Origin of the sequence: Rhodococcus sp. 5A-K4 (assembly GCF_046097995.1) — a bacterium.
Taxonomy (GTDB): domain Bacteria; phylum Actinomycetota; class Actinomycetes; order Mycobacteriales; family Mycobacteriaceae; genus Rhodococcus_F; species Rhodococcus_F erythropolis.
In genome coordinates this window covers 1-22,509 of sequence record NZ_JBJURM010000035.1, presented here as the reverse complement: position 1 = coordinate 22,509, position 22,509 = coordinate 1, and the positions used below count along the sequence as shown (strand labels likewise).

General features: G+C 62.3%; 20 protein-coding genes. 7 read left to right on the top strand and 13 right to left on the bottom strand.

Going from position 1 to position 22,509, the window contains the following annotated elements; all coding sequences use genetic code 11:
• Positions 1-17: 17 nt before the first annotated feature.
• Positions 18-1,412: an MBL fold metallo-hydrolase gene (locus tag ACKAMS_RS29710; protein WP_042925976.1), complete on the bottom strand. Its 1,395-nt coding sequence runs from the start codon at positions 1,410-1,412 to the stop codon at positions 18-20.
• Positions 1,413-1,990: 578 nt separating this feature from the next.
• Between ACKAMS_RS29710 and ACKAMS_RS29705 the strand changes: the two genes are divergently transcribed.
• Positions 1,991-3,196, top strand: coding sequence for an FAD/NAD(P)-binding oxidoreductase (locus tag ACKAMS_RS29705; RefSeq protein WP_054186660.1), 1,206 nt, complete (start codon positions 1,991-1,993; stop codon positions 3,194-3,196).
• A complete protein-coding gene (locus ACKAMS_RS29700) occupies positions 3,193-3,729 on the top strand; it encodes a hypothetical protein (protein WP_042925977.1) in 537 nt (178 codons plus the stop codon). The genes ACKAMS_RS29705 and ACKAMS_RS29700 overlap by 4 nt, the downstream gene beginning before the upstream one ends.
• A gap of 93 nt (positions 3,730-3,822) precedes the next feature.
• Here the strand turns inward: ACKAMS_RS29700 and ACKAMS_RS29695 are convergent, their stop codons facing one another.
• Positions 3,823-4,086 (bottom strand): metal-sensitive transcriptional regulator, encoded by a 264-nt coding sequence (locus ACKAMS_RS29695; protein ID WP_042925979.1) that lies wholly within the window; start codon positions 4,084-4,086, stop codon positions 3,823-3,825.
• A 115-nt stretch (positions 4,087-4,201) separates the two neighbouring features.
• Positions 4,202-6,382, bottom strand: coding sequence for an MMPL family transporter (locus ACKAMS_RS29690; protein ID WP_054186659.1), 2,181 nt, complete (start codon positions 6,380-6,382; stop codon positions 4,202-4,204).
• Between the two features lie 134 nt (positions 6,383-6,516).
• On the opposite strand from ACKAMS_RS29690, the gene ACKAMS_RS29685 reads away from it, so the two are divergent.
• From ACKAMS_RS29685 to ACKAMS_RS29675, 3 genes are read left to right on the top strand one after another with little or no spacing between them, the layout of a single operon-like run.
• Positions 6,517-6,762 carry a DUF2892 domain-containing protein gene (locus ACKAMS_RS29685; RefSeq protein ID WP_042926020.1) on the top strand — a complete coding sequence of 82 codons (246 nt, stop codon included), beginning with the start codon at positions 6,517-6,519 and terminating at the stop codon, positions 6,760-6,762.
• On the top strand, positions 6,759-7,190 hold the full coding sequence (locus ACKAMS_RS29680; protein ID WP_042925988.1) for a DUF5313 family protein: 432 nt from the start codon (positions 6,759-6,761) through the stop codon (positions 7,188-7,190). Before ACKAMS_RS29685 ends, ACKAMS_RS29680 begins: the two co-directional genes overlap by 4 nt.
• Before the next feature lie 3 nt (positions 7,191-7,193).
• Positions 7,194-7,829, top strand: a complete 636-nt coding sequence (locus tag ACKAMS_RS29675) for a class I SAM-dependent methyltransferase (protein WP_042925990.1) — start codon at positions 7,194-7,196, stop codon at positions 7,827-7,829.
• 334 nt (positions 7,830-8,163) lie between these two features.
• Here the strand turns inward: ACKAMS_RS29675 and ACKAMS_RS29670 are convergent, their stop codons facing one another.
• Entirely contained in the window at positions 8,164-8,868 is a 705-nt protein-coding gene (locus ACKAMS_RS29670; RefSeq protein WP_042925992.1) for a TetR/AcrR family transcriptional regulator, read from the bottom strand.
• Between the two features lie 203 nt (positions 8,869-9,071).
• On the opposite strand from ACKAMS_RS29670, the gene ACKAMS_RS29665 reads away from it, so the two are divergent.
• On the top strand, positions 9,072-10,547 hold the full coding sequence (locus tag ACKAMS_RS29665; protein ID WP_372510032.1) for an MFS transporter: 1,476 nt from the start codon (positions 9,072-9,074) through the stop codon (positions 10,545-10,547).
• A gap of 16 nt (positions 10,548-10,563) precedes the next feature.
• Here ACKAMS_RS29665 and ACKAMS_RS29660 read toward each other — a convergent pair whose 3' ends face one another.
• The 8 genes from ACKAMS_RS29660 to ACKAMS_RS29625 all read right to left on the bottom strand — a co-directional run bounded on the left by ACKAMS_RS29660 (position 10,564) and on the right by ACKAMS_RS29625 (position 19,634).
• Positions 10,564-11,118, bottom strand: a complete 555-nt coding sequence (locus ACKAMS_RS29660; protein ID WP_042925998.1) for a PaaI family thioesterase — start codon at positions 11,116-11,118, stop codon at positions 10,564-10,566.
• Between the two features lie 446 nt (positions 11,119-11,564).
• Complete coding sequence (locus tag ACKAMS_RS29655; RefSeq protein WP_042926000.1) at positions 11,565-12,629, bottom strand: BtrH N-terminal domain-containing protein; 1,065 nt, start codon at positions 12,627-12,629, stop codon at positions 11,565-11,567.
• Between the two features lie 46 nt (positions 12,630-12,675).
• Positions 12,676-13,512, bottom strand: a complete 837-nt coding sequence (locus ACKAMS_RS29650) for an SDR family oxidoreductase (protein WP_054186658.1) — start codon at positions 13,510-13,512, stop codon at positions 12,676-12,678.
• 395 nt (positions 13,513-13,907) lie between these two features.
• The gene (locus ACKAMS_RS29645) at positions 13,908-14,648 is read right to left on the bottom strand and encodes a transglutaminase family protein (RefSeq protein WP_054186661.1); all 741 of its coding nucleotides are present in this window, start codon (positions 14,646-14,648) and stop codon (positions 13,908-13,910) included.
• A gap of 69 nt (positions 14,649-14,717) precedes the next feature.
• Positions 14,718-15,926: an NAD(P)/FAD-dependent oxidoreductase gene (locus ACKAMS_RS29640; protein WP_042926002.1), complete on the bottom strand. Its 1,209-nt coding sequence runs from the start codon at positions 15,924-15,926 to the stop codon at positions 14,718-14,720.
• Complete coding sequence (locus ACKAMS_RS29635; RefSeq protein WP_408989960.1) at positions 15,923-17,311, bottom strand: cytochrome P450; 1,389 nt, start codon at positions 17,309-17,311, stop codon at positions 15,923-15,925. Before ACKAMS_RS29635 ends, ACKAMS_RS29640 begins: the two co-directional genes overlap by 4 nt.
• A 24-nt stretch (positions 17,312-17,335) precedes the next feature.
• Positions 17,336-17,656: a 2Fe-2S iron-sulfur cluster-binding protein gene (locus ACKAMS_RS29630; RefSeq protein WP_042926005.1), complete on the bottom strand. Its 321-nt coding sequence runs from the start codon at positions 17,654-17,656 to the stop codon at positions 17,336-17,338.
• 226 nt (positions 17,657-17,882) lie between these two features.
• Positions 17,883-19,634 (bottom strand): FAD-dependent oxidoreductase, encoded by a 1,752-nt coding sequence (locus ACKAMS_RS29625; protein WP_042926008.1) that lies wholly within the window; start codon positions 19,632-19,634, stop codon positions 17,883-17,885.
• A gap of 430 nt (positions 19,635-20,064) precedes the next feature.
• Between ACKAMS_RS29625 and ACKAMS_RS29620 the strand changes: the two genes are divergently transcribed.
• Positions 20,065-21,318 (top strand): CdaR family transcriptional regulator, encoded by a 1,254-nt coding sequence (locus tag ACKAMS_RS29620; RefSeq protein ID WP_042926010.1) that lies wholly within the window; start codon positions 20,065-20,067, stop codon positions 21,316-21,318.
• A 53-nt stretch (positions 21,319-21,371) separates the two neighbouring features.
• On the opposite strand, the gene ACKAMS_RS29615 is transcribed toward ACKAMS_RS29620, so the two are convergent.
• A complete protein-coding gene (locus tag ACKAMS_RS29615; protein WP_128638070.1) occupies positions 21,372-21,776 on the bottom strand; it encodes a hypothetical protein in 405 nt (134 codons plus the stop codon).
• Positions 21,777-22,509 lie beyond the last annotated feature (733 nt).

Genomic DNA, 22,509 nt, shown 5'->3' with positions numbered 1-22,509 from the left:
GATTCGGGCGTGTTCGATCAGACTGTTTCGAGCTTGCGCTCGGCCCAGGCGGCGTAGCTGCCCTCGAGTTCGACGACTCGGTAGCCGGCGCGGCGCAGGGCGCTGGCTGCGACCGCGTTACGGACGCCGCTCTGGCAATAGGTCACGATCGGACCGCCCGTGGGCAGTCCGTCGAGGTTCCACAGCAATCGGCCGCCGCTGAGCTGGTCGGAGCCAGGTATGTGGCCGTCGGCGTGTTCGGTTTTGTTGCGCACGTCCAGCACCATTGCCGAGTCGAACGAATCCAGCTCGTCCGCACCGATCGTCTCGGGCGTCGTCATGGGGAGGCCTCGTAGACTTGTGACGTACCCGGTCACCGTATCGATGCCGACCCGCAGCAGGTGATCACGGAGCTCGTCGGCGACAGTGCGGTCCTCGGCGAGCACCACCAGTGGAGTGTCCTCTCGCTCGGGGTCGTAGACCCAGGCACCGAACGAGGCTGCCTTGCCGACGCCGGGGATGTTGAGCGCTCCGGGGACAGCGCCGGCGTGCACCTCATCGTGGCCGCGGGTGTCGAGGAGGACGACCTCGTCGGAATCGAGAGCGCGTGCCAATTCGGTGGAGTCGTACTCGTGCAGCGGAGAGAGTGGCCCGAGAACGACCGGGCCCTGCTTGTTCTGACGCTTCATCCGGCCGAAGTAGGCGTGTGCATCCGGTTGGCCGTCGAGCATCTCATCGACGAAGCCCTGCTCGTCGTCGCGCTCGACATACCCGGCCCACCAAGCGAAGCGACGTTCGTAGCCGACGCTGGTCGACGGGAGCGCACCGAGAGCTTTTCCGCAGGCACTGCCCGAACCGTGACCCGGAAAGACCTGGATATGGTCCGGCTGCGTGACAAATGATCGCTTCAGACTGCGGAAGATCTGTTTGGCACCCTCGAAACGGGTGTCGACACCGTCTGCAGCTTCGTCGAGTAGGTCCGGTCGGCCGAGATCGCCGGCAAAGACGAAGTCGCCCGTCAACATGTATCCCGGAGCATCGGCGAAGGCACCGTCGGTCACCAGGAACGAGAGGTGCTCCGGAGTATGACCGGGCGTGTGAACGGCTTGCACGGTGATGTTACCCAGAGCCAGCGTGTCGCCATCGTGGAGGCGTTCGGCCTCGAAGCCGTACTGCCAGTCGTCGCCGCCCTCTCCTGAGACGTAGGTGACCGCCCCGGTGGCCTTCGCAAGCTCGCGAGTGCCGGACAGGTAGTCGGCATGGATGTGGGTCTCGGTCACGGCGGTGATGGTCATGCCATGCCGAGCGGCCAGGTCCAGGTACACACCGATGTCGCGGCGGGCGTCGACCACCACTGCCTCCCCCTTGGCCTGGCAGCCGATGAAGTATCCGGCTTGGGCGAGGTCTTCGTCGTAGATGCGTTCGAGAAGCATTCAAATCTCCTTGTCGATCGTGGTGGCGTTCGTAGGGGCGTCAAAATTCATGGTACCCCGTGGGGTATTTTCAGGAGGTCCTGTGCGGCGAGGCACGGTCCCGATCTCACAAGGTGGAGGTGGAATGGGCGGCATTCCACTGGGCGACCAGGGGCATCGCAACCGACCGATCCAGCGCGGCGCAACCACTCACAGCGACACCGCAGCGGTTGCCGACCATCACGTCCTCCTCGGCCGTCCGGCACTCGCCGACTCGGGGCGGACGAGGAAATTTGATTCGTCCCGAGTGTGGCGTTTGTCGGAATCGGCGACTAGCCTTATCCATAATGTACGTACATCCGTACGATCAATCAAGGGAGAGGGCGTCCGTACACCTCGGCACGTGTCCTTGCACCACCTGCTCGAACGCCGGAATGACCTTCCAGCACGACTGCTGTGGATGCAGTGCACCTGGCCTCAATGACCACCAATGTCGTGACCACACGGCTCGCGCCCACACCGACGTCGAGCTGAACCACCCCGGCACCAACCGAAATCGAGACAGCTCACCGAGCTCGTGTCTCGAACAGGAGGACCACATGTCCGCGCACACCATCGACCACAAAGTCGCGATCATCGGCGGAGGCAACGCCGGTATTTCGCTCGCGGCACGTCTGCGGCGAGCAGGAATGACCGACATCGGCATCATCGAGCCGGCAGAGACCCACTACTACCAACCTTTGTGGACGCTCGTCGGTGGAGGCCGCGCCCCGGCCGCGGAAAGTGCGCGTAGCGAGGCGTCGGTGATGCCCCAGGGCGTCGGCTGGATCAAGGATCGCGCCGAGGGGGTCGACCCGGATGCCCAGACGGTCAGCACCTCCTCGGGAACTACGATCCATTACGACCACCTGGTGGTGTGCCCCGGCATCCAGCTCGACTGGGACTCCGTGCCCGGTATGGCCGAATCGATCGACACCCCGCAGGTCTCGAGCAACTACCGCTACGATCTCGCACCCAAGACGTGGCAGATGATTCAGAAGATGCGGTCGGGCACCGCAGTGTTCACGATGCCGTCCGGCCCCATCAAATGCGCGGGTGCCCCGCAGAAGATCGCGTACCTCGCGGCCGACTACTGGCGAGAGCAGGGCGTGCTCGACGCCATCCGAGTTGTCCTCGTCCTACCCACACCCGGAATGTTCGGGGTACCGGTGTTCGCCGAGGAGCTCGAACGAGTCGTGGCGCGCTACGGCATCGAGGTGCGCAAGAACAGCGAAGTCACCGCCGTCGACCCGGACGGCCGATCGGTGACGATCACTGATAACAGCGCAGGTACCACCGACGAGCTACCCTACGACCTGCTCCACGTCGTACCGCGCCAATCCGCACCGGACTGGATCAAGGCCAGCCCCATAGCGGACCCCGAGAATCCAGCCGGATACGTCCAGATCGACAAGAACACACTGCGGCACAGTCGATTCGACAACGTCTTCGCCCTCGGTGACGCCGGATCGTCACCGAACTCCAAGACCGGTGCCGCCATCCGCAAGCAAGCACCCGTGGTCGCCGAGAACCTGCAGGCGAGCATCGCCGGCCGTCCACTGACCGCACAGTACGGCGGGTACGCCTCCTGCCCCTTGACCACCTCTCGCAAGACGATGCTTCTGGCCGAGTTCGACTACACGATGCAGCCGGCCCCCTCGATACCGCTGATCGACACCACCCGCGAACGCCGCGACATGTGGTTCCTCAAGAGACGCGGACTGCCGGCGTTGTATTGGAATGCCATTCTCACCGGCCGAGCGTGAACGGTCGACCGCCGCACAGTTACGACCGCGAGGGCGACCTGAGCCACTACCGGTCGGTGTTCGAGGCCATAGAACGCCGCGTGATACCGGAGGTCGTGGTCACCCGGATCACGCCGTATCTGCTCGTTCTGGTGTCGGCGGCCGTGCTCGGCGTGGTGCTTCCACACACCGGCGGCGCCCATGGATACGACGTTCTTCTACGCACCGCACACGCCGACGCGGAATCAGCCGGGGTTTTGGCGACGCTGTTCACCGCATTCAGCGTCACGTTCACCGCTGCGGTGGCCTCGATCGCGCGTCTGGTTCGGCGGTTTCGATGGGCCGCTCTGGCATTGGCGGGCAATGGCGTCACCACAGTCTTCGGTGTGCTTGCGATCTGGGCGCGTCAGTCACTGGCACCGACGCAGACGTTCGCAGGCCCATCGACAGGCCTGTATCTGGGTGCGGTGGCCGCGTTGCTCTCCACTGTTCTCTGGGCACGTGTGGTGTTCACCCGCCCGGACGAGCAGCCCGGTCCAGCGCACAGGGGCTGACACGTCGCGGGCCCGATCACCCCACCTCGAACCGGCTACCCTGCCTCGCTCCGATCACCCCCGTGCATCGATGCGGGGGTGATCGGACCGTTGTCAGGCGAGGGCGAGAAAGAGCTTCTCGAGCTCGGCCTCGGTCATCTTCTCCCCTGTTTCCGCTCCGGTGATGCACTCACGGAGTCCGGTGGCGACGATCTTGAAGCCTGCCCGGTCGAGAGCCTTCGATACCGCGGCCAGTTGCGTGACGACGTCCTTGCAGTCCCGGCCGCTCTCGATCATCGAGATCACTCCTGCGAGCTGACCCTGCGCACGCCGCAAACGGTTCAATACCAATGCGATGCTTTCGGTGTCACCGGTCATGTCGTTCAGTCCTTCGTTCGATGAAACTCCAGTTTACCCCTAGGGGTAAGGGTGGTCGTGGTGGCCGAAGCCGAACGGCCTCGGCCACCACTGTGTTGCTCGAGATCGGTGACACTCAGCTGTGCGAGAAGCCGATCTTGGGCAGTACTGCTCGTAGCCACGTGGGTGACCACCATGCGGCGTGGCCGGTCAGGCGCAGGAGAACCGGCAGCAGAACCAAGCGGATGAGAATGGCGTCCAACAGTACGGCGACACCCAGAATGATGCCCATCTCCTTGGGTGGCAGTGGTTCGGCGAGCGCGAACGAGAAGAACACCGCGATCATCACCGCGGCCGCCGCGAAGATAACCCGTCCCGAGTGCGCCATTCCGTCGACCTGAGAACCGTGTGGATCACCGGTGTTCTCGTAGTGTTCCTTGACGCTCGACAGCAGAAACACCGTGTAGTCCATCGCAATTGCGAAGATCATCGCGAAGAAGAACACCGGTCCCCAGCCGTTCAGGAAGCCCTGCGGGGTGAATCCGAGCAGCGACGAGCCGTGACCGTCTTGGAAGATCAGCTTGGCCACACCGAAGGCCGCTCCGGTGGACAGCAGGCTGACCACCGTGCCGAGCAGGGCGATCAGCGGTGCCTGCAGCGCAATCAGCAGCAACAGGAATCCGAGCACGAGGATCACCGACACCACGATCGGCAGATACTCGTTCAACGCAGACTGCAGATCCAGGTTCTCCGCCGGTGCACCGCCGACGATCGCACCCTCGGGCAGCTCGGCGCGCAAGGCGTCGAGCGTGGTCTCGAGTGCGGGGTCCGACGGGTCCACGTTCGGGATCGCCTGCAGCATGACGAAGTCGGATCCGTCCATGGCGGGCATCGGCGGCGTCACCATCGATACGCCGGCCACGCTCGCTGCGATCTGCGCGGTCTGCTCCGCCTCCGCCGTGGGGGCGATGATCTGCAGCATGCCTGGTGCACCCTCACCCATCTGCGCCTGCACCAATTCGTAGCCCTGCCGGACCGGAGCATCCTCGGGCACAACCGAAATGGACGGCATGGCGACCTTCAGACCCAGCGCCGGAATCGACAGCGCCACCAGAATCAACAGCGAACCGATGGCGAACGGCCACGGATGCTTGTGCAACAACTGACCCCAGGACGCGAACTTCGGCGAGCGATGCACCTGTCGCTTCGCGTACGGGAGGGACCCGGCATTGACCTTCGGTCCGAGCTTGCCCAGAACTGCGGGAAGCAGGGTGAGTGTGGCAGCGAGCACGAACACCACCGCGAGCATGATGCCCACCGCCATCGTGCGCACAGCAGGTGCAGGTACCAGGAGTACGGCCGACAAACTGATCAACACTGTCAGTCCCGACAGCAGGACGGCTTTGCCTGCCGTATCCATGGTTTCGGCCACCGCGCGTCGTGAGTCGATTCGTCCGGCGTCGATCGTCTTCCGCAGGGCATCCCGGAATCGCACGACGAGGAACAGCGCGTAGTCGATACCGAGCGCCAGCGCGAACATCATCGCAAAGTTCATGGCCCACACCGAGATCGGCGTGATCTCGTTCAGCAGAACCAGACCACCCGCGGATGCAACCAGACCGGCCAGCGTCAACAGCAGAGGCAGGCCCGCAGCGACGAGCGAACCGAATGCGAGCACCATAATCGCCAACGTGACCGGCCAGGAGATGATTTCGGCCTTGATCATCGCGTCGTGGTTGGCCTTGTTGAAGTCACTCCACAGCGCGGAGGCTCCCGTCGGGTAGACCTCTATCGAATCCGTGGAGGCCGCGGTCAACTCGCCTTTGAGATCGTCGACCGCCTTCACCATCTCGTCGGTCGTCCCGTTCGCTCCACCGATGAGGATTCCGGTGTGCCCGTCCGGGCTGATCGACATCCCCGGTTGCGGGGCGATGACCTCGGAAATTCGCGAGTCGGCGGCCAGAATGTCGGTGACCTCGGAAATGACAGCTGCCACAGCAGGATCGGTCACCTGCTCGGTGTCCGAGTGCACGACCACCTGTATCGCGGCCGAGGAGTTCCCACCGAAATGCTCCTGGGCAAGTTCCCGAACCTGGACCGACTCCGATCCGTTGGATTGCCAGCCGGCACCGGCGAGAGAGCCGAACACCGACGGGGCAAATGCTCCCAATCCGATGATGACCACGAGCCACGCCGTCACCACCCACTTGAAATTGCCGGCCATGCGCGCACCGAAGCGCGCCAACGGCCCGCCGGTGATCCCTGGCGGCGAGCTGTCTGCAGAACTCTCGTCGGTTCGAACGTCCGTAGAACTCACATCATGTCCTTACTGGTCGGGAAGATGGAGGAACCCTAGCATGGTACCCCAGGGGGTATGCTGAATGTTGACACCTACCCCCTGGGGTATACATGTGGTGCCGCACCACACTCACAGAATCGAGGACCGAACTCATGTCATGCACCGACACCCTCACCGGCCCCGGCGGACCGAGTATCGAACGCGCAGTCCCCGCACTGGCGGGCACCATGATCCTCGCCAGCCTCGCCGCCGGTTCCCTTCACAACCGCCGCTGGCATGCCCTGACAGCATTCGTCGGTGGCAATCTGCTGCTGTATTCTGCAGTCGGATGGTGCCCGGCCAGCTTGGCAATGCGGCGACTGGGGATGCGCCAGAGCACAATGACCCCGGCCCGGTGAACCGCTACAGGACCCGCCCTACGCCGTGGCAGTGGGTCGGCTACGCCTTCGGTCGTCCTCTTCCCTCGACCATGACGGACTGGGTGGCCCACGATCTGACGGGTGATCACGCCGTCGTTCGGCACCTCATTCGCGGCCAGGTTCCGTTTCTTCCCATCTACGCCGTGTTCATGTTCTTTCCGGGTGAGCTGTGGTTGCGTGGTGCCATGGTGCTTCTCGCGGTCCTGCTCTCGGTGTTCTTCACCGCCTCGTACATGGAAGAGAATCGGCAACGCCGCCTCGTGCGGCACATGCTGCCGCACGATCTGACGAACCCCCGCAAAGCGCAGGAATCGGAACTGGTCAAGAAGCGTTATCTCGCGGCGCACCCCGAGTCCGGGGCCTCACGCACCGCCGCGGCACCCATCGCTCCCGGCCGGGAGCACTGAGCGATGGTCGTCGATCCAACGCACCGTCTCGCCCGGTGGCAGCGATTCTGGGACAAGCAAGCGGCCGGTTACGACAAGCACATGACCTTTCTCGACCGAGTCCTCTTCCGCGACACCAGGTCCTGGATCTGCAGTCGCGCCCGAGGCCAGGTTCTCGAGGTCGCAGTGGGAACTGGACTCAATCTCGAGCACTACCCGGCAGGGACGTCGTTGACCGGAATCGAGTTGAGCCCGGACATGCTCGCGCAGGCGCATACTCGGGCCGCCGGCGTCAGACCCGACGCTCGCCTAGCTCTCGGGGACGCTCACGCTCTGGATTTTCCCGATGCATCTTTCGACACCGTGGTGTGCACGTTCTCGCTCTGCGCCATCCCCGCCACGGACATCGCGCTCGCGGAAATGTCGCGAGTGCTGCGTCCAGGTGGAACGTTGCTCCTCGCCGATCACGTCGCCTCGTCGATCCGGCCGGTTCGATGGATCCAACGCCTTCTGGAACTGGTGAGCGTCCCGGTCGGTGGCGAGCACTTTCTGCGCCGGCCCTCGCTCGCGATCGCCGGTGACGAGAGCTTCTCCATCGAGGACATCGACCGGTTCACTCTCGGTCTCGTCGAGCGTCTTCACGCCCGAAAGGTGTCCTGAACGGGCAATTACGATGGCCGCGGCACGAATTGCCGGCCACGCCCCGGTACATCGGTCTCGACGAACTCGAGAAGTCGTTTTTTACAGTCCACCCACGCTTGTCGCGCGCCCACGGCGAGCGACCCAGGAAGTAGGGCCAACGAGATCAGCACACCGGTACTTCGCGACGACGCCGAGACACTGGAACGACTGTCAGTTTCAGAAGACGGCTGCACGATGTCAGAAGTGCACTGCAGTGCAACTCCGAGTTCTCGAGCACACGTCCGGCCGTATCCAGTGAGCGCTGCGATCCCTGACTGGATAGCGCATTGATGGTGAAATTTCGCATCAAGTTTTATTGGCCGTCGGTGAGCTGCGGGTCTAGCGTCGCGGCCGGCCATGGACGGCTGTTGTCGCGCGAAGTGCTCGATCGGACACTTGCGGCATGGGCGGCGAGAAAGTTGTCGACGATTTGGATGCAGTCGTCGGCGTGGATGTGGCGCAGTCCTGTGAGGCGAGCGAACACTATCGGTCCGAGGAGCTGAATGAGGGCGAAGGTGGTGTCGATCTCGCCGAGCACAGCGCGGGCGTCAGGGGCCGTCAGGATCTGATCCAGGGACCTGCGGTATTGCTCTATGACACGGGCCCGAAGCGAGACCACCGCGCCAGGATCGAGATCGCGCCGGCTGGCGTCGCCGCTGTTGACGGGTCCCATTGCCAGCCAGGCCAGCGTGGTCATCTGCACCGGAGCTTGTTCGATGAGGTCGGCTTGGGTGGTGAGCAACGAAATCAGACGTTCGCGTAGCGGACCGGTATCGATATCGGTGTCGACTGGGGGTAGTAGTCGCTCGAAGGTTGCAGCAAGCAGGTCAGTGGTACTTCCGAAGTGGCGGTACAGCGTGGCACGCGCAACCTTCGACATGCGGGTGACCGCCTCCACGGTGACCGCCTCGACACCGCCGGTGGCCAGCAGCTGGCCCGCCGCTTCGAGTAACCGGTTACGTGAGCGCGCCAGCCGGGGGTCGGCCGGGCCCTCGGCCGCAACGAGAGGGTCGACCATGAACGGGCTCCGCTCCATTTGACTGACAAGACATGTCCTCGCATGACCATTCTGTCACACCCGCAAAGTTATGATACTAATAGTCTCGTACCGAGACGATCAGTCTCGAACTGGGAGGCTGGCCGTTGAACGAACGTAGATCCGACTCTGCCAGCGTCGCTCGATGGAGCGGTGCCCAGTGGTGGATGTTGATTGTGTCGTGCATGGCAGTCGCGTTAGTGGTGGCCGCAATGGCGGCATTGTATTCAGCGTTGCCACAGATCGCGGTCGCGACAGGGGCGACGCAAGCTCAACTGACCTGGATAGTCGACGGTTATACGCTGGTTTTGGCGTGCTTCGTTCTGCCTGCCGGTGCGATCGGTGACCGGTACGGTCGCCGCGGGGTGCTCGTGGCGGGGTTGGCGTTGTTCGCTTTCGCGTCGGCCTTGCCCTTGTTTCTCGCCGACCCGGCGTGGCTGATCGCTGCTCGCGCGTTGGCTGGGGCGGGTGCGGCGCTGGTCATGCCCTCGACGCTGTCGATACTGACCGCGGGATTTCCACCGGCGCATCGCGGTCGCGCTGTAGGTGTGTGGGCCGGGGTTGCTGGATCCGGGGCGGTCCTGGGCATCCTCGGGGCTGGTGTGCTGCTCGAACAGTGGTCGTGGACCTCGGTGTTCGTCGGGTTGACCGTCGCCGGAGCGGTTCTGGCCGGGTTGGCATGCAGTATCGCGGAGTCCCGCCAGCAGGAGCATCCACCGGTCGATTGGGTGGGCGCGGTGACCGTAGTTGTCGCGGTCGGGGCGATCGTCTTCGCTGTGATCGAGGTTCCGGCCCGTGGCTGGTCGGATTCGCTCGTCGCCATCAGCACTGCGGTGGGCTTGTTCGCAGTTGTGGTGTTCGTCGTCGTAGAACTACGTTCCTCGGCACCCCTACTCGATGTCCGGTTGTTCGCCCGCCGTGGCTTCGGTGCCGGCGCACTGTCGGTCTGTATCCAATTTCTGGTGACCTTCGGGGTGTTCTTGCTGTTGGTGCAGTATCTGCAGTTGATTCTCGGTTATGGACCGCTCACCGCCGCGTTGGCGTTGACCCCTATGGTCGTGCCGCTCATCGTGATCTCGGTGATTGCACCCTGGCTGTCGAACATTGTTGGCCTGCGGGTGATGACCACTGTAGGTCTGCTCACCATCGCGGCGGGACTGGTGATGGTGAGCAGACTGACCGTCGCGGCGACTTACCCTGACCTGCTGTGGCCCTTGCTCATCATGAGTGCGGGTTTGGGGTTGTGTACCGCCCCTGCGACTTTCGCCATCGTCTCGGACACTCCTGAGGCCAAGCACGGGGTGGCTGCCGCGGTCAACGACGCAGCTCGCGAAATCGGTGCCGCGATTGGGATTGCGGTAGCCGGTAGCGTGCTCGCGGCCGGTTACGTTCAGCACATTCAGCCGGCTCTGCCCCAGCTACCCGAGCCTGCCCGTGGTCCGGTGGCCGATTCTCTGGCCGCCGCGTTACAGGTCGCCGACCGCGCAGGACCAGCTGGTCAGCCGCTGGCCGAGTTCGCCAGAGCCGCATTCGTACACGGAAGTGGTCAGGCGACACTGGCGTTGGCGGCGCTGACCGCCGCTGGGGCACTCGTCCTCGCCGTCTTTGCGCCAGGTAGACGCAGCCGTACGACAGCCACCGCGGGTGATGGACGTCGGTGAAGGTCGGCCAGGGTGTCTATTCTTCGGTGTGATTCGTGTCCGTGGCCCGGAGTTGGGCTCGGGCTTGGGACTGCATGAAGTGTTCGACCTCGACCACCACGAACAGGGCAGTAGCGGTGGCTACCGAGCGGCCCTGCGCATCGTCCATCGTGGCCGTGAGATCCAGTTTGCGCCCATCACGAGACCGAACGGCAGCACGCAATACGTATGGAGTGCCGAGCAGAACCGGCGCCAGGTAGTCGAGCTCGAGACGCCGCGTCACGGCGAGCTCACCCACTGTGTAGAGCAGGAAGCCGAACAGATCGTCGAGAACGGTCGCCACCGCGCCTCCGTGTGCTATCCCGGGTGCCCCGACATGACGTTGATCGAACACATGGTGAGCCACCACGCCGTTCTCGTCACGCTGGACCGACAGGGCGTGGCCGTGCGGGTTCTGCGGCCCACAACCAAGACAGTCGGGGTGGTGGGGCGGTAGATCAGGCGACTCGGAAGTCGTGCTCCAGAACGAGCGCGCCCAGTTCTCGACAGCGGGGCCGGCCGACCCGCTGACCTCGTCTGGAATTCTTTTCATGGTCGGACCTCTCTGTCGTGAAACCGTGCCGAGTCTGTCGCGTCTTCGCGCGCTCGGCCTGCACCGCAGCATCCGGTCGGGCGTTCGTCCGACCGGTCGGCGCACTCGCCCCCGCCATGATTACCACGAGCGGGAGTCTTCTCACTCAACGCACCGCCCGGCCCGATAGCGCACACGACGCGGCCGTCGAGCCGAAAATGGTGACCGCGAAACATCGAGGGCTTCCGTCGGCGGGCTGAATTGTTGTCGGCGTGGGGCAGGGATCAGGGTCTGTTGCCGAGCAACGACACGGCATCGATGCAGCGTCCACCGAGAGGCGTCCGACTGTTCCGTCCGGCAACTCCTCGGTCGTTCGGTGTTTCCGCACGCCTGGGGCGATCCGGCACGAGCGGCTGCAGCACAGTGCGATGCGCCGTGCACCGCGCGCCGTCGAACGCCGATGGGCATCATGTCGTGGTGGCGGCCAGCGAGCGTGAAGCAGACTCCAGGGACTCCACCAGGATCAGCTCGAGTGCAGGCAGTTTGGCAGCCGACACGGCCACCGCAGCTGCGCGTGTTCGCACATCGAGACCGCGTTGTGTTCCGGCGCGGGCAGTTTCGGTCCAGGCCTGGGCGCAGTGATCGGCGGCCGCCGCGAGGTCTGCGGTAGCGGGATCACCGGTCAGACGTGCAATCTCGGTACAGCCGTCGGCGAGAAGCCGACGAAAGAGCCCGCCTCCGGTTCCGGCCTTTTCGATGAAGATACCGAGACTGAACAGCAGCGTCTCGAGGTCATCGGGCGGAAGGTCGACCCAGCTCTTCACGTCGGTTGCCAGCTGGTCGACCGCGGCCAATCCTTCGGCACCGGCCGCTGGTACGTGGTCGGCTATTCCCGGTGTCGATGGGGCGCGCATGCTGGCGGCGGATCGGGCAAAGGCCGCGGCCGCGGCAGTCGACACGGGCGGCAGTGTCTGCGGCCATGTGATTCGGTACGTGCAGTGACGTGTCGGTTGCGGGAACGAGGTGGAAGATCGCGCCCGAGCGAGCGCGTCGAGCGGGATCTCCTGCACATCGGCCCGATCGTTGTCGACGACCGAGGCAGTCCCCCCGATCTCGTCGTAGCCGATCACCACGATGTCGTGGCGACTCATCTGCAGTTTCACCCGTAAGTAGGGCAGTTCAGCGATATCGGCCCAGACCAGACTGGGTCGTCCCGCATCGATGTCGTCGCGAACCCATGACCATCCCTCAGCGGGATCGTCGGTCGTGAGAACCTCGACTTGTCCGCCGAGCCTGCGCGGCAAGACGATCTCGAAGTCGGCACCGCGGCCGACCAGGTACATCGGTGGGACCAGGTCGTCCGATCGCAGGTAGGACAAACCGAGATCACCACCCAGTGCGAACACCAACCCCTCGTCGGGTGGTCCGTCCCATCCCAGACCGTGCCACTGGAGAAGGTCTCGCATTGCACCTGACCCGCAGTGCCCTCCCATCCGGTGGGGATAGTTCTCGATCAGAGTCGTGCGGGTCACTGTGGCTGCCTTTCGGGTGGATGGTCGAGCGCGCATGTCGGCATCCTCAGCTGTTCCGGATTCTGTCGAGATACGTTCGGCGAGCAGCCATGTCGACGTCCGCGAGGAACACCGAATCTGTGTTCAGGGCCGCACCCAGTCCGGTCACCAGACGCCGGGGGACGAATTTCACCGCCGCGACCATTGCGCCTGCGAGACGGGTGACGCGGACGAAGGGGCGTGGATTCTCGATCAGATCTGCTGTCGCGCGGGCGATCTCCTCCGGCTCGGCGTTGCGTAATCCCTTTGCGCCGGCGGTTCCGGCGACGAGTTCGGTGTTGGTGAACGTCGGGCGGACTGTGGACAGTCGAACCCCTGACTTGCGATACTCCAGTCGTGCGGCCTCTGTGAATCCGATGACTGCGAACTTGGTAGCGCAGTAGGTCGCCAAACCAGGTACCGCGAGCTCGCCGGCCAATGACGCAGTGTTGATGATGTGTCCGGTGCGGCGCGGCAGCATGCGCTGAAGAGCCAGTTTGGTCCCGAAGATGACCCCCAGGACATTGATCTCGACTTGACGCCGGGTTACTGCATCGTCCTCTTCGTGGGCGTGGCCGGTAGGCATGATGCCCGCGTTGTTGATCAGGATGTCGAGGGGTCCGAGTTCACGTTCGACCAGGTCCAGAAACGTTGTGAACGAGTCAGGTTCGGTGACGTCGAGTCGGGTGACGACCTTCACCCCGAGTTCGGCGGCGGCCTCCTTCGCACGTGCCTCGTCGATGTCGCCGATGGCGACCCGGTGGCCTCGTCGAATCAACTCCTTCGCTGTCTGATAGCCGATGCCGCGAGCTCCACCTGTGATCGCCACGGTCCTGGCGGGGGTGTGAGGTGCGTTGTTCATCATGCTGCGCTCCTTGCATAGATAAGAGACATCGGTAGACGCCGTTCGGGCCGCTCTCGCGGTAGCGGTTGCGCACACAGGAGAGGGATATGGGTATCGCGCGTCGTCTCGTGCCCGGGGAGGCGTTCGGATCGGTCGTTCATCGCCCGCAGCCGCAACCCCAGCGGCAGAACGGGTCTCGTCTGTTCGGTGCAACTTCCGGTGCCCGGCCTCAACACGGCCGCGGCGACGAGACAGTCATGTGGCACAGCTCTGCCAGCAGGTGTCGGCTCACCCGATTCGAAGGTGTCCGAGGCGGTCCGAGTGTTCACGATCGCGATTGTTCGCGGAGAGAACTCCGACCGATCGGCAGTCGGCCGCGATACGGGGTTCGGCGCGTATGTTCTCACCGCTTGTGTTCATCGAGACTCCCGCGGCGAGTTTCGATCCCCGGGAGTTTCGCCCGGCCGGGTGCGGCCGGTGAAAACATCATCGAGTGGGTGAGCGCCCGTGAAGATCGTGGGGCCGTAGGCGTGCCGAAGCACCGTCAAGATCGCGTTCAAGGGTAGGTCATCGAAGACTCCTCGCTCGCGGACATACTCCATGTGCTGAGCTCCGTCTGCGGTGAAGGCATGCATGAGAGCATCGCGATCGCCGTCGAATTCCACTGGCGGCACGCCGAAACGAGCGCACAACTCGACATTGAATGCCGGCGTGGCCTTCAACCACCGGCCCTCGATGTAGAGGCGACTGTAGCCGTGGTAGACGAACAGGTCGGTGCCGCCCATCAGCGCGCGCAACGTCTCGGTCTGCAGGTGATTTCGGACGTCGGCGAAACCGAGCAGTGCCGGGATACCCGCCGCCCGGCACACTGCGGTCAACAGCACCGCCTTCGGGACGCAATAAGCGCGCCCGGTCTCGAGGACGAAGCTCGCTCGATAGTGGGCAGGATCGTCCGACACGGTGTACGGGTCGTACCAGATCCGGTCGCGGACGGCGGCGAAGAGGCGTCTGGCCTTGTCACGGTCGCTGCTCGCATCCCCGATTGCCGCGGCGGTGAACGCCCGCACGGATTCGTGCTCGATGTCGAGGAAGTCCGTTGCTCCCAGATACGCGTGTGGTGGCTGCGTCGTATGTGCCCCGGGCGGGCGGTCTGTCATGGTCATCGCTGATGTTCCCTTTTCTGAGCAAACCGGTTGCTGTTGTGTGCACAACGACCGAAGGATCGGTCAGTTGCGCGCGAGTCCGCCGAGCATCAGGTCTTCGCGTTGGACGGAGAGTCGCTGGGCGATCACCCGTTTGCTGTACATGAACTCGCGCGGGCGACCTATGCAGTCGGCGGCAATGAGCTCACCGGCCTGGAGATAGAAGCAACTGAAATCACTGTCACGGGTGGGGTCACCGCTGAGAACCACTTCGTCGTATCCGGTGTTGAGGCCGGCGATCTGCAGCTTGAAGTGATACTGATCTGACCAGAACCACGGCAACGCTTCGATTTTTCTGGACTTCCCGCAGGCGGTCGAGGCAGCGACTTTGGCCTGCTCTCCTGCGCTCGAGACGGACTCCAACCGTAGTCGACGGCCGTAACGGGCCATGTCGTGGCTCGCGCAGTCCCCCGCCGCCATGATGTCGGGGTCGTTGGTCCGAGTGTGATCGTCGATCACGATGCCGTTGTCGATGACAAGACCCGCATCGGCGGCGAGGTCGGTGTTCGGCTCGACGCCGACACCGACGATGACCAGATCTGCGGGGATCGATTCCCCGCTGGCCAAACTGACTTCGCGAACCTCACGGTCACCGGACAGGCCTTCGACCATCGCGTTCGTTCTGATGTCGACTCCCTGCTCGCGATGTATCCGCTCGAAGAACGTCGATACCTCGGGAGCAGTGACCCGCTCGAGCACACGCCCAGTTGCCTCGAGAACTGTGACCTGCACGCCCAGTGCGCGCAGCGATGCCGCTGTCTCGAGTCCGATGTAGCCGCCTCCGACGATCACCACCCGCCGGCCAGGGCCGGTGGCCATACGGATCCTCTCGACGTCCGCTGCGGTACGTAGGTAGTAGACCCCGTGGAGATCGGCCCCGGGAACGGTGAGCCGACGAGGGCGGGCTCCCGTGCACAGCGCGAGCTTGTCGTAGGCCAGCTTCTCCCCGGTGTCGAGAACGACGTTGCCTTCCGACCGAACGATGGCCTCCACCTGCGCGTTCAGGAGCTGAATACCTTGCTTGGAGTAGAAGTCCGTGCTGCGAATGGCGATATCGTCGAGTACGCATTTGCCCGCCAGGTATGCCTTCGACAGCGGGGGGCGTTGATAGGGAGTGGCAGACTCGTTACCGATGAGGACGATCTCGCCTGTCCAACCTTCTTGGCGCAAACTAGCTGCCAGTTGTGCCCCAGCATGGCTTGCGCCGACGATGATCGCCCGTTGCGATGTCATGCGCTGGAAGTAGGCGTCAGGCGCACCATCATCTTGCTGATGCCCCGCACGAAATTCGACTGAACGTACTCGGGGTCGCCGACGACCTCGATGTTCTCGAAGCGGGGAAGCAACTCCTCCCACAGAATCCGCAGCTGCATTTCGGCCAGCCGATTGCCCATACACCGGTGTACACCGAATCCGAACGCGATGTGATTGCGCGCATTGGCACGATCGATGATGAAATCATCAGGATTCTCGAAAACGCGTTCGTCGCGGTTACCCGAGGCGTACCACATCACCAATTTGTCACCCTTGCGGATGAATTGTCCGTTCAGAACGGTGTCGGCTTTGGCGATTCGGCGCATGTACGCCAAGGGTGTTTGCCATCGGATGATTTCCGAGTTCATGTTGGGGATCAAATCGGGATTGGCCTTCAATTTCTCGAACTGGTCGGGGAATTGGTTCAACGCAAGAACGCCACCGCTCATCGAGTTTCGCGTCGTGTCGTTCCCACCGACGATCAGCAGGACGAGGTTGCCCAGAAATTCCATCGGACGATCGATCAGATCCTTGGTGTCCTCGTTGCTCTGCAACATGGTGATCAGATCGAAACCGGACTCTTCCCCTGCAGACCTCCTGGCTGCTTTGTCATGCCAGAGAGCGCTGAGGCCACGGGCCATGTCACGCATGCCCTCGAACACCTCGTCGTTGTCCGAGGGCCCACCGTTGGCTTGCTCCATCGAGGTTGCCAAATCGGACCAGTAGACGAGTGTGCGGCGTTGTTCGTAAGGGAAATCCAGAAGAGTTGCGAGCATCCGAGCTGTCAACTCGATCGAGACATTCTGCACCCAGTCGAACGGCTCGTTCAAGGGGAGGTCGTCCAGCACCTCCCGTACCCGCGATCGGATCAGTCCCTCCATCTCCCGGAGGTTTTTCGGTGCGACAACCCCCTGGACGGCAGCGCGCTGCTTGTCGTGGCGTGGCGGGTCCATCGCGATGAACATCTCGATATCGAGAAACCGGGGCGGGACGCCGATGACGATGAACGGTTCGGCCGAGAACACAGCGTGATTCTTGTCGACGGCCACGATATCGGCATGGCTCGTGACCGACCAGAACGGGCCGAACGGACTGTTGGGTTGGTAATGAACCGGTGCCTCGTTCCGCACGCGCTCGAAGTACGACTGCCACCGCCCTTGTCTGTAAAGAAAGGGGTTACTGAGGTCGATGTCGGCGAGCTCGACATCCTCGACCGGTGGAATGGGACTTTCGACGAAAATCTTCTTGCCATTCGTGCCAGTCACCCACCGTCGGGTCTTGTCGTACAGATGAGCGCCCTGGATCTGCAGCCCTATAGGGATGGTCGACTGGACCTTGTCGGTGATCGACTCAGAAACTTTCATGCTGTCGTGCCTGCCTTTCACACATCACAATTGGAATTCAGGTGTTCGAACGATCAGGCCATCCCACGCTTCCGAGGCCACCATCTGGCACGACAACCGAGACGTGGGTTCACGCTCGGGGTTCATCGCCAGCATCTCCTCCTCGTTGGCACCGGACAGACCCACCTCTCCTGACCACTGCGGGTCGACGATCACATGGCAGGTGCCACAGGCCGTTTCGCCCCCACAGTCTCCATCGATCCCCGGCACAGCATTGTCGGTTGCAATCTGCATCAACGATCGACCTTCGACCAAGCCCGCCTCGTGCTTCTCACCATCGTGGGCGACGAAAGTTACAACTGCCATGTCAACTCCTCAATTTTCTTCCGCGATTGATAACAGTGTCGCCGCAAACGTGAATGGCGGCCATGTTACGTAGAGTCAAAAACTTGTGAATTCGGGTCAGACGGTTCGCCCCAGAGATCCGACCTGAGTCCACTCCAGATGTGGAGTGCGACAACTCTGCGCTCCGCACGAAGGCATCGAGCGACTGGGCTCCTGTTTCGAAATGCGCGCTCACCAAGTACTTCTTTCACCGCGAAGCCGTCTCACCGGCGACCAGATGGCCATTTCGGATCTCGACGATAGGCAATCTCAGTCCACCCGGAGCGTCCACCGGAACAACGGGCGAGTTGGGGGCGATGGGATCGAGCCGCTGATACGGAAGCCCCTGTGCCGGACGAAGATCCAGCTCGCCCTTGTTCGGCCACAGTGCGGCGGACCGCTCGGCCTGCGCACTGATGGTCAGCGACGGATTGACCCCGAGGTTTGCCGACACGGCCGCCCCGTCCACCACGCTCAGCGTCGGGTAGCCGTGGACGCGGTGGTACGGATCGATGACGCCGTGCGCCGAATCCGAGGCGATGGCGCAGCCGCCGAGGAAGTGGGCGGTGAGCGGAATGTTGAACAGCTCTCCCCAGGTACCGGCCGCGAGGCCGCCGATCTTCTTGGCGATCCGCCGGGTGGCGTCGTTGCCTTCGGGGATCCACGTCGGATTCGGCTCCCCGTGGCCCTGCCTGCTGGAGATCGTGCGGCCGAACGGCCCACGCTTGGTGAACGTGGTGATCGAGTTGTCCAGGTTCTGCATCACCAGCGCGATGATGGTGCGCTCGCTCCAGTGCCGGACGTTGACGACGCGGACGAACTGAATCGGATGCGCGATCATCGCGAACACGAATTTGAGCCAACGCGGAATCTTTCCTCCGCCGTCGGTCATCAGGGTCTGCAGCATGCCCATCGCGTTCGAACCCTTGCCGTAGCGGCACGGCTCGATGTGCGTGTTGGGGCTGGGGTGGAACGAGGACGTGATGGCAACGCCACGCGTGAGATTCATCGACGGGTCCACCTCGTATTTGGCCGCTCCGACGATCGACTCGGAGTTGGTACGCGTCAGTTCGCCGAGTGTGTCCGACAGCTTGGGCAGCGCGCCGGTGTCTTTCATCTTGTGCAGCAGGTTCTGAGTGCCCCAGGTACCGGCTGCCAGAACGACATTGGCCGCGCTGTAGGTCTTCTTGCCCTTGCGGAGCCGAGCGCCGGTGCGCTCGGTGTCGACATCCCAGGTGCCGTCGGATCGGGGGCGCAGGCCGGACACCGTCGTCATCGGCACGATCTCGGCTCCTGCGCGCTCGGCGAGACCGAGGTAGTTCTTGAGCAGGGTGTTCTTGGCTCCGTGGCGGCAACCGGTCATGCACTCACCACATTCGATGCAACCGGTGCGCTCGGGGCCTGCGCCGCCGAAGTACGGGTCCGGGACGGTCTTGCCGGGCTCGTCACCGAAAAACACGCCCACCGGTGTCTGAATGAAAGTGTCGGCGACGCCCATGTCCTCGGCGACCGACTTCATCACCTCGTCGGCAGGGGTCATGTGCGGATTGCGCACCACGCCCAGCATGCGGGTGGCCTGGTCGTAGAACGGCGAGAGCTCACTGCTCCAGTCGGTGATGTGCGCCCACTGCTTGTCCTCGAAGAACGGTGTCTGCGGCTTGTAGAGGGTGTTCGCGTAGTTCAGCGATCCACCGCCCACTCCGGCACCGGCGAGGATGAGGCAATCGCGCAGCAGGTGTACGCGCTGGATGCCGTACAGACCGAGTTTCGGTGCCCACAGGAAACGCTTGAGATCCCAACTGTTCTTCGCGAAGTCCTTGTCCTCGAAGCGTTGCCCGGCTTCCAGGATCCCGACGCGGTACCCCTTCTCCACCAGCCTCAGCGCGGTGACACTTCCGCCGAAGCCCGAACCGACGATCAGAACGTCGTAATCGATTGAACTGCTCGGTGGCGTCGCCATGGCGTCTCCTTCTGGTTCTTCAAACCGGATAACTGCTCCTCGCCCCAGGGGCCTGGACCCCAGCGCAAGAGTGCGCCCCCTCGACGGTGAGACCAAAGCCGACCGCCTGCCTACCCGGGCACACTACTATACAGACGATGACTTTTTGTCCAATTAATTGACAGATGCAGCCTGCGTGTACAGATACTAGTGATGCAGCTCATCAACCACAAGCCGCTGACGCTTCCGTCACCGGCGAGCCGAACCGAAAGGAGCCGGTGCGTCAGAAGCCAGCAAGGAGGGCTCTGACGAGAAGCCGAGGTGCACAGGCGGCGGGGCAAGCCCCGAGATCGACAAGCTAGATCCGCAGCGATCGTCACCGAAATGGCGTGCCGCTCCAGAATTGAACTACCAGGGTAGGTATGACACTAAAATGATATCGACTCATTTGATGGAAACACTTGTGGACGAGATGGAGGACAGGAAGGCAGAGTTGACCGAGAATATCTCTTCATTCATAAGTGCATCAATCCATGAAATGAACGGCAATGCAGACGCAACCGGACTTCTACACACCAGTGTGAAAGCCAACATCAATGCGGCTATCGACTTCCTGGCCGACAGGACTGAGCACGACAACTTGCGAGCTCCGCATGCCGCCCTGTGCCATGCTCGCGTTCTCGCACACACGCATGTCCCGCTGACGGCGCTCGCCCGCGCTTATCACCTGGGCCAATCGAGATTTCTTGAGCATGTCCTGTTCTCGCTCTCGCGAGCTACGCACACGTTGGCCGCGAATCAACTTGCGCATCTGGTCAGCAGGTCTGCCGTCTTCATAGACCGCGTGTGTCAGGACGCATGTTCAGAATACGAAGCGGAGAAATCGAAGATACGTGAAGAAAATAGTTCTGTAAACACGGAACTCGAACGCGCAATGTCGCCATCATGCACAGATCCTTTGGACGCATACAAAATCGATTCATATTACAATCTCACAGGAAACCCTATTGCCATTGAGTTTTGGACGAATGACCGGGAACCATTCCCGAGCAAGTCCTGGCACCAGCTCGTAGATACCGTTAACGTCAGACTCGGTACGATCGGTCGACCGCAAGTCAACAGTAAAGGCGATGCCCGATCCCTGGTTTGGTTTCCGATAATTCACGCCGGAAGGATTTGCCTTGAAAGCGTTACAGACGTTCTTCAGAAGTACGGCCGAATTCGAGCAGCAATTGGAACCGTGCAGAGTGGTGAAAATGGTTTTCGGAAGACAGCCAGGCAGGCAGAGCGCGCGGCCCGCGTGGTTTCGGACGGCAAGGTCGATATCAGTCCGGTGGTAACTTTCGAGGAAGTTGCAGCCATCACTCTTCTGCTCGAAGATCCGGAAAGCCTAAGGGCTCTAGCGGAAGACTCACTCGGAGGCTTGCTTCTGGACAGTGCGCGGAACCGCTGGCTCCGCGAGACCTTGCGAGTCTACCTGGCAAACAACTGTAGCGTTACCGCGACCGCTCACGACATGACGATCCATCGCAACACGGTCAAATACCGCATCCGACAAGCAGCGAAAGAGTGCGGTTGCAAGCTGGACGATGCCGGCATCCTCATGAACCTCAGGATTGCGCTGGATGCCGCGTGGTGGACACCCAGCACAGTACTCAAATTACCCATACCGCTCGGCTCAGTAGACGCACGGTTGACGGTTTGAGCAGGGTGGCTGCGACCCGGCTCAAACCTTCCAGGTTTCCAGCGCCACGTTCGTCAGACTCCATTGCCATGCTGATTCACGATTGTTGCTATCAGAATATCGAATGCCGCATTCGGTGAAAGCGACTTGATTCGGTCATTGATATCCATTTCTTTGCCCTCGATTCCTTCACTTGTCGCAATGTTCGCCGCATTTGATTCGACAGATCCTTCGGACGTCTCCAAGATTCGACCGGCCCACACTCCGGCTGGCGAAGGATCAGTAGCAAGATACTGCTCGCAGTCGGTCAGTATATGACATTTCATGCAAGAGTCCGCTGCAGTTTTATGACGCGCAGCTCGCTGAGCAACCGTCTCGTAGGGTGGATCGGATTCGTAGTCCCACAGTTCGGGCTCCCCCTGGCAGGGTGTGACCAGCACCCGACCACGAACTGCGAGACGGTCCAATGCTCGATTCAAGGTTGATTCCTTTAAATACGGGAGCGAACTCGATACGACCTAGTTGTACGATAGCCATTCCTCATGTGTCAAAGAGGGAAGGATGAGTTGTGCATAAAGAACAAGGACTCCTTGCGACTTTGGCCAACTTGGACATATCACAGAACGGTGCCGATCCAGTACGATCGACACCACGACGACGGCTTCTTCAGGCCTCCATGAATGCAGTGGAAATCGAGGTATCGTGCTGGATTTTGTATTCTTCACATTGACACCGCTCCTACTGTTAATGTTGGCACCCGCGTGGATTCCGTTGACTTACCATGGGTGCGCGAGTCTGATCGAACGCCGAAATATTCGCGACGTGAAAACCAGCCAGATGTAGGTCGAGCTACGCAGACGAGGGGTGTGCGTAGCCGACCTCTGCAATGGAGAGCTTTTCTGACGCCACACGCCGGCAGTTGTGCCGAGTTGCATGCTCTGCGTTCGCTGCACGCCGCTCGGGAAACCTACCGAAAGAACAGATGAGTTCTTCGTAGGTGTTCGGCTCACCGCTGCGCCTGGTTCGTTCGCCCGCCGATAACGCCACTGGTCGCATCGCTGGCAGCATCGACGCGCTGGCGACAGCGACATCATCCCCCACCACCAATGTCCGAACGCGCCTAGACTTCTATTCATGAGTTCCGTCCACACTGCGCGGAGATATTGTCAAGACCTGTGGATGAGGGTGTTTCAGGCGACCTCCGTTTCGCTT

What these genes read in the sequence shown, in the direction of transcription:
- ACKAMS_RS29620 (WP_042926010.1), top strand. Translation starts at nt 20,065, where the DNA reads ATGGAAACACTTGTGGACGAGATGGAGGACAGGAAGGCAGAGTTGACC.
- ACKAMS_RS29630 (WP_042926005.1), bottom strand. Translation starts at nt 17,656, where the DNA reads ATGGCAGTTGTAACTTTCGTCGCCCACGATGGTGAGAAGCACGAGGCG.
- ACKAMS_RS29645 (WP_054186661.1), bottom strand. Translation starts at nt 14,648, where the DNA reads ATGACAGACCGCCCGCCCGGGGCACATACGACGCAGCCACCACACGCG.
- ACKAMS_RS29710 (WP_042925976.1), bottom strand. Translation starts at nt 1,412, where the DNA reads ATGCTTCTCGAACGCATCTACGACGAAGACCTCGCCCAAGCCGGATAC.
- ACKAMS_RS29635 (WP_408989960.1), bottom strand. Translation starts at nt 17,311, where the DNA reads ATGAAAGTTTCTGAGTCGATCACCGACAAGGTCCAGTCGACCATCCCT.
- ACKAMS_RS29670 (WP_042925992.1), bottom strand. Translation starts at nt 8,868, where the DNA reads ATGGTCGACCCTCTCGTTGCGGCCGAGGGCCCGGCCGACCCCCGGCTG.
- ACKAMS_RS29650 (WP_054186658.1), bottom strand. Translation starts at nt 13,512, where the DNA reads ATGATGAACAACGCACCTCACACCCCCGCCAGGACCGTGGCGATCACA.
- ACKAMS_RS29665 (WP_372510032.1), top strand. Translation starts at nt 9,072, where the DNA reads ATGGCAGTCGCGTTAGTGGTGGCCGCAATGGCGGCATTGTATTCAGCG.
- ACKAMS_RS29675 (WP_042925990.1), top strand. Translation starts at nt 7,194, where the DNA reads ATGGTCGTCGATCCAACGCACCGTCTCGCCCGGTGGCAGCGATTCTGG.
- ACKAMS_RS29625 (WP_042926008.1), bottom strand. Translation starts at nt 19,634, where the DNA reads ATGGCGACGCCACCGAGCAGTTCAATCGATTACGACGTTCTGATCGTC.
- ACKAMS_RS29685 (WP_042926020.1), top strand. Translation starts at nt 6,517, where the DNA reads ATGTCATGCACCGACACCCTCACCGGCCCCGGCGGACCGAGTATCGAA.
- ACKAMS_RS29695 (WP_042925979.1), bottom strand. Translation starts at nt 4,086, where the DNA reads ATGACCGGTGACACCGAAAGCATCGCATTGGTATTGAACCGTTTGCGG.
- ACKAMS_RS29640 (WP_042926002.1), bottom strand. Translation starts at nt 15,926, where the DNA reads ATGACATCGCAACGGGCGATCATCGTCGGCGCAAGCCATGCTGGGGCA.
- ACKAMS_RS29660 (WP_042925998.1), bottom strand. Translation starts at nt 11,118, where the DNA reads ATGAAAAGAATTCCAGACGAGGTCAGCGGGTCGGCCGGCCCCGCTGTC.
- ACKAMS_RS29705 (WP_054186660.1), top strand. Translation starts at nt 1,991, where the DNA reads ATGTCCGCGCACACCATCGACCACAAAGTCGCGATCATCGGCGGAGGC.